The organism is Catellatospora vulcania (assembly GCF_009720385.1).
GTDB classification, from domain to species: domain Bacteria; phylum Actinomycetota; class Actinomycetes; order Mycobacteriales; family Micromonosporaceae; genus Catellatospora; species Catellatospora vulcania.
The window spans coordinates 606,817-620,389 of sequence record NZ_ML769302.1 but is presented as its reverse complement, the minus strand read 5'-3'; the positions used below and the strand labels follow the sequence as shown (position 1 = coordinate 620,389).

The window sequence follows — 13,573 nt, the reverse complement described above, 5'->3', positions numbered from 1 at the left end:
TGCGGCTGCTGCGGGAGGGGCGGTATGGGGGGTGGTCACGACGTCCTCAAGCTCAATTCGGCCGGCAGGGCACCGGACTCGGCACCACCGGCTCGCTGGGCGGGCTGCTCGCGTCGGCGGCCGGCAGCGGGGTGGCCGTCGGCGTGACCCCGGGCGACGGCGTCGCCGAGGGAGCGGGGCTGGCCGAGGTCGGGCAGCTGGGCAGGATGTTCATGTTGGCCGGATCGTCGCGGATCAGGTTCTCCAGCCGGGAGACCGCGTCGGCCTCGTTGTCGGCCTGGATCCCCTTGCGGACCTGCTCCTGGGCGATGCTGGTCAGGTCGTCCAGCGTGACCTCGCTGACCTGCTCCGGCTGGGAGAGGTCGAAGCCCGCGATCTGGCCCGGCACGCCGCGGAAGATCGCCACCTGCCCGGCCTCGGTCGCGCCGATGTAGTAGCGCGACTGCGAGTAGTCCCAGGCGAACCAGACGCCCGCGCCAAGCACCACGAGCAGGCCCAGCACGAGCAGCCCGGCACGCACCGGGTGCCGGGCGCGCCGCGCCGCGGGTTCCGCGGGCGGCGGCGGCTCGGCTGCGGCCGGGCGCGGGGTGGCGGTCAGCGCCGAAGCGCGGGCCGCCGGGGTCGACTCGACCTGGGCTTCGCTGGTGTTGCCGCGATCGCGGGCGGCGGCTCCGCCGACCACGGGCGCCTGCTCGACGATGTCCTCGTCGGTGGCGTCCGCGATGATCACGGTGATGTTGTCCGGCCCGCCGCCCCGCAGGGCGAGCGCGATGAGGCGCTCGACGCAGGCGGTCGGGTCGACGTACTCGCGCATGGTCTGCCCGATGGTGTCCGCGCTGACCACGCCCGACAGTCCGTCGGAGCAGATCAGGTAGCGGTCGCCGGGGTGCACCGGCCGGACCGTGTAGTCCGGTTCGATGTCGCGCCCGTCCATCGCGCGGGTGAGCAGCGAGCGCTGGGGATGGCTGCTGGCCTCCTCCGCGCTGATGCGACCCTCGTCCACCAGCATCTGGACGTACGTGTCGTCCTTGGTGATCTGGTTGAACTCGCCGTCGCGCAGGAGGTAGGCCCGCGAGTCGCCGATGTGGGCCATGCCGAGTTTGGAGCCGGTGAAGAGCATCGCGGTCAGGGTGGTGCCCATACCCTCCAGGTGGGGGTTGGCGTCCACGGTGTCGCGAAGCTGCTGGTTGGCGAGGTTGACGGCCGACCGGAGGGCGTCGACGATCGCATCGCCGGGGACGTCCTCGTCGAGCGGGGCCATGGCGCCGATGACGATGTTGCTGGCGACGTCACCGGCGGCCATGCCGCCCATGCCGTCGGCAACGGCGAGCAGCCGCGGCCCAGCGTAGACGGAGTCCTGATTTCCGTCTCGGATGAGGCCGCGGTCACTGCGGGCCGCGTAGCGCAGGATGATTGTCATGGCCGTAATTCGAGGGACGTGCGGCCGATGCGAATCGGCACGCCGAGGGGTACGGGAGTAGGTCCGCTCACCTTGCTGCGGTCCAGATACGTGCCATTGGTCGAGCCGAGGTCCTCCACCATCCACTGCCCGTCCCGGGGGACCAGGCGGGCGTGGCGGGCGGAGGCGTAGTCGTCGGTGATGACCAGCGTGGAGTCCTCCGCCCGGCCGATGGTGATCTGAGCCTCGCCCAGCGTGATCTTGGTGCCGGCGAGCGAGCCCGCCGTGACCACCAAGGTGTGCGCGGCCCGGCCCTTCTTGACCTTGGCCGGGCGCGCGCTACCCGCCGCCTGCGCGTTCCCCGCGACTCCGCGGGGTGCGGCGACCAGCCGGCTCGTACGCGAGCCGGCGAACAGATCCCGTCGGATGACGCCGACCACCGTGAACACGAAGATCCACAGCAGCACGAGGAAACCGAACCGGGCGGCGGTGAGGACGATTTCAGGCAAGGCCGATCAGCCGTCCACGCGGAACGTCAGGGTGGTCGTGCCGATCTGGATCATGTCGCCGGGATTCAGGGCGACCGCGGAGACCCGCTGGCCGTTGACCATCGTCCCGTTGGTCGACCCGAGATCGGTCAGCACCACCTGGGCGCCGTCGAAGTCCAGCCGGGCGTGCCGCCGCGAGATGCCGACGTCGGGCAGGCGCAGGTTGGCCTGGTCCCCACGACCGATCGTGGTCGAGCCGATGGCCAGCGGGAACGTCCGCCCGTCACCGGAGACGAGGCGCACGTTGCGCGCGCCGCCGCCACCCGGCGGTGGGCCGGCCTGCTGGCCGCCGTACGGCGGGTACTGCTGCGGCGGGGCCTCGTAGCTCGCCTGCGGCGCCTGATCGGCCGTGTAGACCTCGGCCGAGACCCGGAACATGCCCGTGTCCAGCCCGTCTCCACGCTCGATCTCGACGATCACGTCGCCGTACACCGTCCAGGCCTGCTCGCCGATGAACTCGGCCTGCGACTGCGCCAGCTCCTGAGCCAGCGCGGCCGCGTACGGCGCCAGACGACTGTGGTCGTAGGGCGAGAGATCGATCACATAGCGGTTCGGCACGAGCGTGCGCCCACCAACCAGGATCGCCTTGTGAGCTTCTGCCTCACGCTGCATGGCATTCAGGATCTCCACAGGGTGGACGACCCCCTTGAATACCTTCGCGAAGGCGCCCTCAACCAGGCCTTCCAGGCGTTTCTCGAAGCGTTGCAACACGCTCACCGGTCCTCCTCGGGTTCCGAGGACATGATGTTATCTGCCCTCCACTCCCGCGTCTTCGCCCAATACGTCCGCCGTTGCCGACGCCACGCCAGCATGACGACCATCCTTGCCTCCGATTTCACCCATGGCCAGGTGGTCGTGTTAATGTTCTCCCCGCAACGCCGACCGGGATAACCGGTTGGCGAGGCGGAGCAGGCATAGCGTAAGCTGTGCCAGCACGCAACGGGAGGTGACTCCCTTGCGAACCGCGGGGACTCCCAAAGTTCCTGCACACGCCGCGGGGATGTGGCGGAATGGCAGACGCGCACGGTTCAGGTCCGTGTGTCCGAAAGGACGTGGGGGTTCAACTCCCCCCATCCCCACCAGCAAGTTGAGGTCTCCTCCGGGAGACCTCTTCTTTTTGTCCAGGTTGGGCAGCGGGCACCGGACTGTCGGCGGTTTCACAGAAAGATCGCTGTTTCCGGTCAGTACCGCCTCACCTCGGCCTCACCTGCGCCACCGGGCCGACCGTCCCCCGGCCCAGACGGGTCCCGGTGTTCGGAAGGGCACCTTCTTCTACGCGGAGCGTCAAGAAGGTGCCCTTCCTCGCAGTCACGGCGTGGCGAGGGCTTCCGTGGGCGAGAGCCGGGACGCCCGGATCGCCGGATACAGCCCGGCCAACCCCCCGATCACCAGCGTCGCCCCCAGCCCGCCGAGCATCGCCCAGGCCGGGACCACCGTCGGCCAGCCCTGGTACGCCGAGTAGGCGGAGGTCACCGCGATGCCCAGGAGCACCCCGCCGACCCCGCCCAGCGCGGACAGCAGCAGCGACTCGGCGAGGAACTGCAGGCGGACCTGCCCGCGGGTCGCGCCCAGCGAGCGCCGCAGCCCGATCTCGGCCCGCCGCTCCAGCACCGAGATGACCATCGTGTTGGCCACCCCGACCCCGCCGACCAGCAGCGCCACCGCGCCCAGCCCGAGCAGCAGCCCGGTGAACGCCTGGTTGGCGGCCTGCTTGGCCTGCAGCGCGTCGGACGGCCGCGACACGTCGACCTCGTTCGGGGCCTCCGGGTTCGCGGTCGCCGCGAGCACGCCCTGCACCGCGGTCACGGCCGACTCGACCGAACGGGTGTAAACGATCGTCGGATGACCGTCGAAGGCGAGCCGGTCGGCGGCAGCGGGCCAGCCGACGAGCACCGCGGCGTCCAGTTCGGGCGCCAGCGGCACCGGCTCCAGCACGCCCACCACGGTGAACCGCTGGCCGCCGACCATGATCTGGGTGTCCGGGCCGACCGCGCCGATGCCGAGCCGAGTGGCCGTGTCCGCGCCGATCACCACCGCCGGGTAGCGCTCGGTGGCCTCGTTGAGCCAGGTCCCGGCCCGGAGTTTCGCCCCGACCGTGTCCATCAGGTCGAGCCGGGCGGCGTACACGCCCAGTCCGTTGGTCTGCGCCGCGGGGATGCGGTCCGACCGGTAGACCTTGGCTCCGTCGACCTTGCCGACCGCCGACACCTGCTCCACCGGGGCGATCCGAGCGATCATCGCGACCGACTCCATCGGCAGCTGGGCATCCGCGCCGAACATGGTCCGGCCCGGGGTCACCGTGAGCAGGTTGGTGCCCAGTGCGGCCAGGGTGCGGTCCAGTTCGGCCCGGGACGACGACGAGATGCCCACCACGGCGATCATCGCCGCGATGCCGATCGCGATGCCCAGCGCCGACAGGAACGCCCGCACCGGCCGGGTACGCAGCCCCACTCCCCCGACGCGGAGCACGTCGCGGGGTCGCATCCGGGCCGGATGGAGCCTGGGCAGGGCGGGGGCGGTCATCGTGCCCTCCCGCCGGCGCCCAGCGCGTGCGCCGCTGGTCCCGCCGGCGGATCAGCCGCCGCCGAAGCCTCGCCGGGGGCGGGTTGCCCCACCGGCATGCGGCCCGCAGTCGGCACGGCCGCGACGGCCGGATGACCCGCAGGCTGGGCCACGGCGGCCGGGCCGTTGTCGGCGACCACTTTCCCGTCGCGCATCTGCACCTGGCGGGGCACGCCGGCGGCGATCTCCCGGTCATGGGTGATGATCACCACAGTGGTGCCCGCGGCGTGCAGCTCGTGCAGCAGCGCCATGATCCCCGCGCCCGAGGCCGAGTCCAGGTTGCCCGTGGGCTCGTCGGCCAGCAGCAGCGGCGGATTGCCCACCACGGCCCGCGCGATGGCGACGCGCTGGCGTTCGCCGCCCGACAGCTCGTGCGGCTCGTGGTCCATCCGGTGGGCCAGCCCGACCCGGTCCAGCGCGGCGACCGCCCGGCGGCGGCGCTCGCCGAGGGCGTGCCCGCCGTAGAGCAGGCCGTCGGCGACGTTGTCCAGCGCGCTCACCCCTGCGGCGAGGTGGAACTGCTGGAACACGAAGCCGACCCGGGCCGCCCGCAGTGCCGACAACTGCCGGTCCGACAGGTCCGCCACGTCGTAGCCGGCGATGCGCACCGACCCGGCGCTGGGCCGGTCCAGCGTGCCGATGATGTGCAGCATGGTCGACTTGCCGGAGCCGGACGGCCCGACGATCGCCGCCAGCTCGCCCGCGCCCACGGCCAGCGACACCCCGTCCAGGGCGGCGACTCCACCCGGGTAGACCTTGGTGACGCCGTCCAGGGCGATCATCGGGGGATCCCCACGGTCATGCCTTCGGCGAGGCCCTCGCCGTTGACCTCGACCCGGCCACCGGAGAACAGGCCGGTCTCCACCGCGAGGTAGCGGCTCGCGCCGTTCTCGACGACCTCGACGCCGTACCCGCCCTCGCGCAGCGCGACCAGCGCCGACACTGGCACGGTGAGCACGTCGGCGCGCTCCGCGGCGGTGAAGGTGACGTCGACGGCAGCCTGGTTGAAGCCCGCGACCGCCTTCTGGTCGGCCAGCGAGACCACCGCCTCGATCTTGGTGGTGGCCTCCTCGCCCTGGCCGCCCGCCTCGATCACGGTGTACGCCTTGGCCACCTTGCCCTCGGCCGTGCCGCCCGCGGGCAACTCGACCTTCACATCTGCGCCCACCTTGGCCAGCCGCTGGTCGGCGACGTCGAGTTGCACCACCACGACCCGGACCGTGCCCGTGTACTTGAGCACCGCCGCACCGGGCTGCGCCGGCGCGCTCACCGTGGCCTCCAGACTCTCCACCCGGACCTGCCCGGACGCGAAGACGACCCGGCCGAACTCGACCCGGCCCGTCTCCGCGAGCCCGAGCTTGTCCTGCCACTTCTTCACCGCGGTGGCGGTGGACGCGGTGAACTCGCTGTCCACCGTGAAGCCGGTGTAGCCGAGCGCCTTGAGGTTCTGCTCCAGCTGCCTGACGTCGGCCCCCTTGTCGCCTGCCTTGAGCTCGCGGTACGCGGGCACGTTGCCGTACATCAGCACGGCCGGACTGTTATCGATCTTGTAGAGGGGTTTGCCGCGGTTGACCACCGCGCCGGACTCGGGCAGCCAGGTCACCGTCCCGTTGAGCCGGTTCACGGCCGAGTAGGTCGGGCCGAAGCCGAGCTCGCCGTCGAGGGTCTGACTGTCCTGCAGGGTCTGCCGGGTGACCGGGGCGGTGGCCGGAGGCAGGTTGCTCGCGGGCGGCGTGCTGCCGTTCCCGCCGCCGAAGCCGACCGCGGCGGCGGCCGCGGCCCCGCCAGCGGCCAGCGCGCCGACGACGAGCAGCGCGGTACGTGCCCCGCGTCGGCGGCGGCGCCGGACGGGAGCCGCCGCATCGGGGGTCTCCAGTGGGGCGAGCTGTGCGGTCTCGGTCACGGCGCCTTCTTCATGGTCGCGCCGGGCATGAACTTCTCCTGGCACAGCTTCTGCGCGGCCTCGAAGTCCGGGTCGTCGCCGATCGACTTGTCGATCATCACGCGGCCGCCGTCCGGGTCCGGGAAGTTCGGCACCCCGTTGTCACGCATGCACTGGGCGAACTTGCGCATGTTCTCCGCCGCCTCGGGGTCGAGCTGACCCGGCCCGCCCTCGCCGAACGGCGAGTACTGCTTGCACGCCTCCTGCGCCTTCTCGAACTTGTCCCGGTCGACCGGTCCGCCGCTGATACGTATCCGGACCGGACCGCCGTTGGGATCGGGGTCCGGCATGTCGACGCCGTTCTCGCGCATGCACTGCGCGAACTTGAGGCTTTTCTCCTCCTGGCTCAGGCTCGGCCCGGCGCTGGGCGTCGCCGCCGCGGTCCCGTTGCCGACCGAGGCGATGCCGTCGTCGCCGTCCGGCTGCGCGCAGCCGGTCAGCGCCAGCGCCGCCATCAGGGGCAGCGCCAACGCCGCCCCCAGTAGCCCTCGCTTCATCGCGTGTCTCCTTCGTCGGGCCGCCGGCCGGTCGCCGGCGGCACGGGGGCCAGTTCACGCGGGGGGCCGTTTCGCGGCCGTTTCCGCTCGCGATAACGCCGAGGAAACATCACGTCGGGTAACTATTGGCGGGCCGGACCAACCGGCGGGGAGGCGGACCGGACATGCGGGTACTCGTGGTCGAAGACGAGGCGCTGCTCGCCGACGCCATCGCCGAATGGCTGCGTGACGACGCGCACGCCGTCGACGTGGTGTACGACGGTGACGCGGCGCTGGAACGGCTGGCCGTGCACGACTACGACGTGGTGCTGCTGGACCGGGACCTGCCGGTGGTGCACGGCGACGACGTCTGCCGGTTCCTGGTCGACTCGCAGGCCGACGCCCGGGTGCTGATGCTGACCGCGGCCGCCGAGGTGGGCGACCGGGTGTCCGGGCTGACCCTGGGGGCCGACGACTACCTGTCCAAGCCGTTCGCGTTCGCCGAACTCGCCGCCCGGGTGCACGCGCTGGGCCGGCGTGCCCGCCCGGCTGCCGCGCCGACCCTGGTCCGCGGGGGGATCCGGCTCGACCAGGCCCGGCGGGAGGTCTTCCGGGACGGCCACTACGTGCCGCTGTCGCGCAAGGAGTTCGGTGTGCTGGCCGAGCTGCTGCGGGCGGAGGGGGCGGTGGTCTCCGCGGAGAGCCTGTTGGAGAAGGTCTGGGACGAGCACGCCGACCCGTTCACCTCCGCGGTCCGGCTGACCATCCTCAAGCTGCGCCGCAAGCTGGGCGACCCGCCCGTCATCACCACCGTCGCCGGAGTGGGGTATCGCCTCCCGTGAGACTGCCGTCGTACCGCCTGACCATCCGGGCCCGCCTCACCCTCGTCTACGGCGGGCTGTTCTTCCTGGCCGGGCTCGCCCTGCTGGTGGTGACCTACTTCCTGGTCGACCAGTCGCTGCTGCAGAAGTTCACCTTCCGCGCCCCGCTGCCCGACCTGGCCCAGCCGCCCGGGGTGGCCGGGCTGGCCGAGCAGGGCGGCACGCGGGTGCGGGTGCTCATCGACAACAACCCCGACCTCGTCTACTACATGGACAAGCAGGCCGAGTCGCTGCGCCACGCGACCATGATCGCGCTGCTCCAGCAGGGTGCGATCGCGCTGGTCGTGGTCGGCGCCGTCGCCATCGCGCTGGGCTGGCTGCTCGCGGGCCGGCTGCTGTCGCCGCTGCACCGGATCACCGACACCGCCCGCCGGATCAGCACCGCCCCGGCCGCCGACCGCGGCCTGCACGAGCGCATCGCGCTGCGCGGCCCGAACGACGAGATCCAGGAGCTGGCCGACACCTTCGACGCCATGCTGGCCCGGCTCGACCAGGCCTTCGACGGGCAGCGGCGCTTCGTCGCGAACGCCTCGCACGAGCTGCGTACGCCGCTGACGCTGAACCGGTCGCTGGTGGAGCTGGCGATGCACCGCAAGACCGCGTCCGACGACGTGAAACGGCTCGGCGAGACGCTGCTGGACATCAACGGGCGGCACGAGCGCCTGATCGAAGGGCTGCTGCTGCTGGCCCGCTCGGAGAACGAGGTCGTGGAGCGGCGGCCGGTGGACCTCGCCGACGTCGTCGACCACGTCGGCCTGCAGAGCGCGGGTGCGGCGGCCGAGGCCGACGTCGCAGTGGCCGTCGAGCCGGCCCCCGCGGAGACCACCGGTGACCCGGTGCTGCTGGAGCGGGTGGCGCAGAACCTCATCGGCAACGGCATCCGGCACAACGTCCGGGGCGGCTGGGTGCGGGCCGCGACCGCCACCCGGGGCGACCGGGTGGAACTGGAGGTGTCCAACAGCGGGCCGGCGGTGGCGGCGTACGAGGTGGAGGGGTTGTTCGAGCCGTTCCGCCGGGGCAGCGAGCGCACCCGCTCCGACCAGGGCGTGGGGCTCGGCCTGTCGATCGTGCGCGCGATCGCCCGCGCGCACGGCGGCACGGTCGCGGCCCGGCCGCGCGAGGGCGGCGGGCTCGTGGTGACGGTCTCGCTGCCCCGCTAGATATTCGCCTGCAACATTCCCGCGTCCCACCGCGTGCCAGAGGAAAGCCGCCGCTGTGGGCGGCCCCGGCCCGCACGGGGAGCGTCGTATGTCACCACCCGCAGGGTTCACCGAGCTCTACGCGACCCACTTCCAGCGCCTCGCCACGCAGCTCTACGCCTACCTCGGCGACCACGCCGAGGCGCAGGACCTGGCGCAGGAGGCGTTCTGCCGGGCCTACGACCGCTGGCACCGGATCAGCGCGTACGACGACCCGATCGGCTGGGTGCGCCGGGTCGCCTGGAACCTGGCCACCAGCCGCCTGCGGCGGCGCGCCACCGCGCTGCGCTACCTGGCCCGCCAGCGCCAGGAGCACGTGGCCGGGCCGGAGCCGGACCGGGTCGCGCTCGTGGAGGCGCTGGCGAAGCTGCCCGCCAAGCACCGGCTCGCGGTCGTGCTGCACCACCTCGGCCGGCTGTCCACCGCCGAGATCGCCGAGCAGCAGGGCGTCGCCGAAGGCACCGTCCGGTCCTGGCTGTCGCGCGGCCGGGCCGCGCTGGCCGCCCATGTCAGCGAGGAGAGCAGCCGTGCCTGAGCCGATGGACCAGACCTTCGCCGACTTCGCAGACCGCACCGCGGGCACCTTCCGGGCCGCGCCGGTCGAGGCCGTGGCCGTGGCGGTACGCCGCCGCCGGCGCACCCGGCGCGGCGCACTGGCCGCGCTCGCGCTGGCCGCGGTCATCGCGCCGCTGACGCTGCTGAGCCTCGGCGGGCGCGGCGAGACCCCGCCGCCTGTGATCACTCCGTCCACACCCGCGGTGACCAGCCCCACGGGCAGCCCGTCGCCCAGCCCGTCGCCGGAAGCCGGCCCCGCCGTCGAAGTCCGGCCGGTGCAGGTGCCCGGGGTCCCGCCCGGCTTCCCCCCGCACCTCGTGTTCACCGACGCCGACCACGGATGGGCCCTGCTGGAGCGGTGTCCGGCCGACAGCACGGCATGTGTGGAGGACGACTGCTCGCAGGCCGGCCACACGTGCGCCGTGGTGCTGGCCCGCACCGAGGACGGCGGGCGCACCTGGCGCCGGGTCACCGGCGTGCCGAGCCTGGACGGCAAGGTGATCAACATGTACGCCCTCGACGCGCAGACCATCACGCTGCACCTCATCAGGGAGAGGTTCCTGCTGACGCGGGACGGCGGAGCGACCTTCTCGAGCCACCGGCTCTCCACCCCGCCGAAGGAGGCGCTGCTGGCCGACGCCCGCGCGTACGGCCACGAGGGCTACATGGTGACCTGCCCGGGCGCGACGGGTTTCGAGGACGGCGCGTCCGGCGTCGAGTGCGAGCGTGAGCAGCTCGTCAAGATCGGTTCTGGCCCGGTGCGGCCGCAGCCCAGGCTCGGCGGCATGCCCAACAGCGCGTCCTCGCTGCACCGCGGCGCGGACGGCCGGTTCTGGCTGCTCACCTCGCCCGAACGCGAGGGCGGTGCCATGCGGATCCAGCTGAGCGAGGACGGCGCGCGCACCTGGCGGCAGGTGCCCGTACCCGCGCAGGCGAGCAGCTTCGGCCTGCTGCTGTCCCCCGACGGCGCCGAGGTCTGGCTCACGGGCGACGCGCAGCAGCTCTGGCGGCTGGTCGACCGAGCCTGGCAGCGCCAGGCGGATCTGCCCGAGGAGAGCCCGCCGTACCAGATCGTGGCGCTGGGCGGCGGCATCCTGCTCGCCGCCAACGCGGCAGGGGTGTGGCGGCTGCAGGACGGCGTCTTCGCCCAGGTGCCCGGCCTGCCCGAGATGAGCCTGAACCACCTGCCCGACGGTACCCTGCGCGGCTACGCGATCGGCTCGGTCTGGCTGAGCCCCGGCACCGGCACGGCCGCCGACCGTCCCTGGATCAAGATCCAATAGCGGCGGGCGGGCGGTGTCGACTCCTCCCCCGGGCGTCACGCCCCAGAGGACGTCGGCACCGCCCCGTCGGCGGAGTGATCCGGACCCCGGCTGACGGGTAGGCACGGGGCGTAGTGGGCCAGGTAAGCTCTCCGCTGGTCGCGTTCGTCGATTGGTTACAGGGAGTGTCTGGTGAGCGTTGCGTTGGTGACCGGTTCGGCCGGTCTGATCGGTTCCGAGGCAGCCCGCCACTTCGCCGGCCTGGGTATGCACGTCGTCGGGCTCGACAACGACATGCGCAAGTACTTCTTCGGCGAGGACGGGTCCACCGCCTGGAGCCTGGTGAACCTCACCAGCAAGCTCGGCGACTCGTACACGCACTACGACGTCGACATCCGCGACCGTGACGTGCTCAAGAAGATCTTCGAGCGGTACGGCAGGGACATCTCCCTGGTGATCCACACCGCGGCCCAGCCCAGCCACGACTGGGCGGCCAAGGAGCCGTTCACCGACTTCGACGTCAACGCCGTCGGCACCCTGAACGTGCTGGAGTACACCCGCCAGCACAGCCCCGACGCGGCGTTCATCTTCTGCTCGACGAACAAGGTGTACGGCGACACCCCGAACCGCCTGCCGCTGGTCGAGCAGGAGACCCGGTACGAGATCGACGCGAACCACCAGTTCGCCAACGGCATCACCGAAGACATGACGATCGACAACAGCATGCACTCGATCTTCGGCGTCTCGAAGGTCGCCGCGGACGTGGCGGTGCAGGAGTACGGCCGCTACTTCGGCATGAAGACGGCCTCCTTCCGCGGCGGCACGCTGACCGGCCCGGCCCACTCCGCCGCCGAGCTGCACGGCTTCCTGGCGTACCTGATGCGCTGCGTGATGGAGGGCCGGACCTACAACCTGTTCGGCTACAAGGGCAAGATGGTCCGCGACGCCATCCACTCGCACGACGTGCTCACCGCGTTCGAGGCGTTCTTCCGCAGCCCGCGCTCCGGCGAGGTCTACAACCTGGGCGGCGGCCGCTTCTCCAACACCTCGCACCTCGAGGCCTTCGCCATCGCCGAGAAGATCGCCGGCAAGGAAGCGAAGGTCAACTACGTGGAGCAGGCCCGCATGGGCGACCACCAGTGGTACGTGAGCGACATGGCCAAGTTCCAGGCGCACTACCCGGACTGGCAGATGACCTACAACGTGCCCGCTATCCTCAACGAGATCTACGAGGCCAACGCCGACAAGTGGATGTAGGCCCCCACCTGCGCGAACAAGGAACCCGGATGACGACGACGCTGAACAGCGGCAGCAAGCGCAACGTGCTCGGCGTCCTCGTCGACGCCACCGACTACGCCGACGCCACCGAGCGGATCATCCGCGCCGCGGCGGAGGGGCGGCCGTACGCGGTCACCGCGCTCGCGGTGCACGGGGTGATGGAGGGCGTCGCCGACGGCACGCTCGGCGCGCAGCTCAACAGCTTCGACCTGATCACCCCGGACGGCCAGCCGGTGCGCTGGGCGCTGAACCTGCTGCACGGCGCGGGCCTGCGCGACCGGGTCTACGGCCCGGAGCTCACCCTGCGGGTGCTCGGCCGCGCCGCCGAGCAGGGCCTGCCGGTATATCTCTACGGCTCCACCCAGCCCGTGCTGGACCTGCTCATCCCGGCGCTGATCGCGAAGTACCCGGCGCTGAAGATCGCCGGTAGCGAGCCGTCGAAGTTCCGCGGCGTACAGCCCGGCGAGGCCGAGCAGATCGCCGCCCGGATCACCGATTCGGGCGCGCGTATCGTGCTGGTCGGCCTCGGCTGCCCGCGACAGGAGAAGTTCGCCTACGCGATGCGCCCGCACCTGGAGATGCCGCTGCTGGCGGTCGGGGCGGCGTTCGACTACCACGCCGGCGGGCTGCGCAAGCCGCCCGCGTGGATGCAGCGGCACGCCCTGGAGTGGCTGTGGCGGCTGGGCCTGGAGCCCAAGCGCCTGTGGCGCCGCTACCTGATCCTCAACCCGAAGTACCTGGCCCGCCTCGGCGCCCAGAAGACCCGCCTGTGGCGCGCCACCCCGGTGACCCCGGCCACGGACTCCCCCGCCACCTTCGCGGTCTGACCGCCCCGGGCCTGCCACCACCGGCCCTGCCCCGCCCCTGGCCGCAACTCTTAAAAAGTCGCGGCTTCCAGGGGAGTCGGATGCCGCGACCTTTTAAGAGTTGCGACCCGGAGTGAGGGCGGGTCGGCGGATGGCAGGTCGGTGGGTGGGGTTATTTGCGGAGGTAGATGAGGCCCAGGACTGAGCGGGTGGCGTCGAACCAGCGGTCGAACCATTCCTCGGTGGGCGGGGTGTTGCGGGGCGGGAGCTCCAGGAGCAGGCCGCGTAGCAGCGGGTGGTCTACCAGCGTCGACTCGGCGGGCATGTCCAGCCAGCTCGACGGGGTGAACGACTGGTCGCCGAACCGGTCCAGGCCGAGCGCCTGCAGCGGCCCGGGGCCCGGCTCCAGCAGGGTGTCGCCGGGCAGCTGGGCCCGTTCGGAGTCGCGCAGGCTGCGCTCGCGCGGGGCGGGGCTGGCGTTCTGGCTGGGCACGTGTTCAGGCATCGTCATCTTCGTCCTACCCGGTCGGCGAGTTTCGCGGTGTGGTGGGGCGCCGTCTGATACAACGACCGCAACGGAATGCAGGCGACGGTCTACCCGCGATCGTCACTGCACGTGTTGCTTGCGTGACTAAGCGCAAGCTAACCAGTTGTGCTTCACGTGC

13 protein-coding genes, 1 tRNA gene and 1 pseudogene are annotated in these 13,573 nt (G+C 71.8%); 7 read left to right on the top strand and 8 right to left on the bottom strand.

Annotated elements, in window-relative coordinates:
- Nucleotides 1-52: 52 nt before the first annotated feature.
- From F6W97_RS07145 to F6W97_RS07135, 3 genes are read right to left on the bottom strand one after another with little or no spacing between them, the layout of a single operon-like run.
- The gene (locus F6W97_RS07145; protein ID WP_155369310.1) at nucleotides 53-1,420 is read right to left on the bottom strand and encodes a PP2C family serine/threonine-protein phosphatase; all 1,368 of its coding nucleotides are present in this window, start codon (nucleotides 1,418-1,420) and stop codon (nucleotides 53-55) included.
- Entirely contained in the window at nucleotides 1,417-1,908 is a 492-nt protein-coding gene (locus F6W97_RS07140; protein WP_155369309.1) for an FHA domain-containing protein FhaB/FipA, read from the bottom strand. Before F6W97_RS07140 ends, F6W97_RS07145 begins: the two co-directional genes overlap by 4 nt.
- Before the next feature lie 6 nt (nucleotides 1,909-1,914).
- Entirely contained in the window at nucleotides 1,915-2,664 is a 750-nt protein-coding gene (locus tag F6W97_RS07135; RefSeq protein ID WP_155369308.1) for an FhaA domain-containing protein, read from the bottom strand.
- A 279-nt stretch (nucleotides 2,665-2,943) separates the two neighbouring features.
- Here F6W97_RS07135 and F6W97_RS07130 point away from each other — a divergent pair.
- Nucleotides 2,944-3,029 (top strand) — tRNA-Leu (locus tag F6W97_RS07130).
- Nucleotides 3,030-3,255: 226 nt separating this feature from the next.
- Here F6W97_RS07130 and F6W97_RS07125 read toward each other — a convergent pair.
- The 4 genes and pseudogenes from F6W97_RS07125 to F6W97_RS07110 all read right to left on the bottom strand — a co-directional run bounded on the left by F6W97_RS07125 (nucleotide 3,256) and on the right by F6W97_RS07110 (nucleotide 6,948).
- Nucleotides 3,256-4,470, bottom strand: a complete 1,215-nt coding sequence (locus F6W97_RS07125) for an ABC transporter permease (RefSeq protein WP_230686466.1) — start codon at nucleotides 4,468-4,470, stop codon at nucleotides 3,256-3,258.
- Nucleotides 4,471-4,643: 173 nt separating this feature from the next.
- Nucleotides 4,644-5,291 (bottom strand): annotated as a pseudogene (locus tag F6W97_RS07120) (ABC transporter ATP-binding protein); the annotation flags it as partial.
- Nucleotides 5,288-6,412 (bottom strand): peptidoglycan-binding protein, encoded by a 1,125-nt coding sequence (locus F6W97_RS07115; RefSeq protein WP_230686465.1) that lies wholly within the window; start codon nucleotides 6,410-6,412, stop codon nucleotides 5,288-5,290. The pseudogene F6W97_RS07120 and the gene F6W97_RS07115, both read right to left, overlap by 4 nt.
- Nucleotides 6,409-6,948 (bottom strand): hypothetical protein, encoded by a 540-nt coding sequence (locus tag F6W97_RS07110; protein ID WP_155369306.1) that lies wholly within the window; start codon nucleotides 6,946-6,948, stop codon nucleotides 6,409-6,411. Before F6W97_RS07110 ends, F6W97_RS07115 begins: the two co-directional genes overlap by 4 nt.
- Nucleotides 6,949-7,112: 164 nt before the next feature.
- On the opposite strand from F6W97_RS07110, the gene F6W97_RS07105 reads away from it, so the two are divergent.
- The 6 genes from F6W97_RS07105 to F6W97_RS07080 all read left to right on the top strand — a co-directional run bounded on the left by F6W97_RS07105 (nucleotide 7,113) and on the right by F6W97_RS07080 (nucleotide 12,929).
- Nucleotides 7,113-7,769, top strand: a complete 657-nt coding sequence (locus tag F6W97_RS07105) for a response regulator transcription factor (RefSeq protein WP_155369305.1) — start codon at nucleotides 7,113-7,115, stop codon at nucleotides 7,767-7,769.
- Entirely contained in the window at nucleotides 7,766-8,968 is a 1,203-nt protein-coding gene (locus F6W97_RS07100) for a sensor histidine kinase (protein ID WP_155369304.1), read from the top strand. Before F6W97_RS07105 ends, F6W97_RS07100 begins: the two co-directional genes overlap by 4 nt.
- 88 nt (nucleotides 8,969-9,056) lie before the next feature.
- Nucleotides 9,057-9,542, top strand: a complete 486-nt coding sequence (locus tag F6W97_RS07095) for a SigE family RNA polymerase sigma factor (protein ID WP_155369303.1) — start codon at nucleotides 9,057-9,059, stop codon at nucleotides 9,540-9,542.
- Entirely contained in the window at nucleotides 9,535-10,845 is a 1,311-nt protein-coding gene (locus F6W97_RS07090; RefSeq protein WP_155369302.1) for a sialidase family protein, read from the top strand. Before F6W97_RS07095 ends, F6W97_RS07090 begins: the two co-directional genes overlap by 8 nt.
- 171 nt (nucleotides 10,846-11,016) lie before the next feature.
- Entirely contained in the window at nucleotides 11,017-12,081 is a 1,065-nt protein-coding gene (locus tag F6W97_RS07085) for an NAD-dependent epimerase/dehydratase family protein (protein ID WP_155369301.1), read from the top strand.
- 29 nt (nucleotides 12,082-12,110) lie between these two features.
- Nucleotides 12,111-12,929, top strand: a complete 819-nt coding sequence (locus F6W97_RS07080) for a WecB/TagA/CpsF family glycosyltransferase (RefSeq protein ID WP_196279007.1) — start codon at nucleotides 12,111-12,113, stop codon at nucleotides 12,927-12,929.
- Between the two features lie 151 nt (nucleotides 12,930-13,080).
- Here F6W97_RS07080 and F6W97_RS07075 read toward each other — a convergent pair whose 3' ends face one another.
- Nucleotides 13,081-13,419 carry a hypothetical protein gene (locus tag F6W97_RS07075; RefSeq protein ID WP_155369300.1) on the bottom strand — a complete coding sequence of 113 codons (339 nt, stop codon included), beginning with the start codon at nucleotides 13,417-13,419 and terminating at the stop codon, nucleotides 13,081-13,083.
- Between the last annotated feature and the right edge of the window lie 154 nt (nucleotides 13,420-13,573).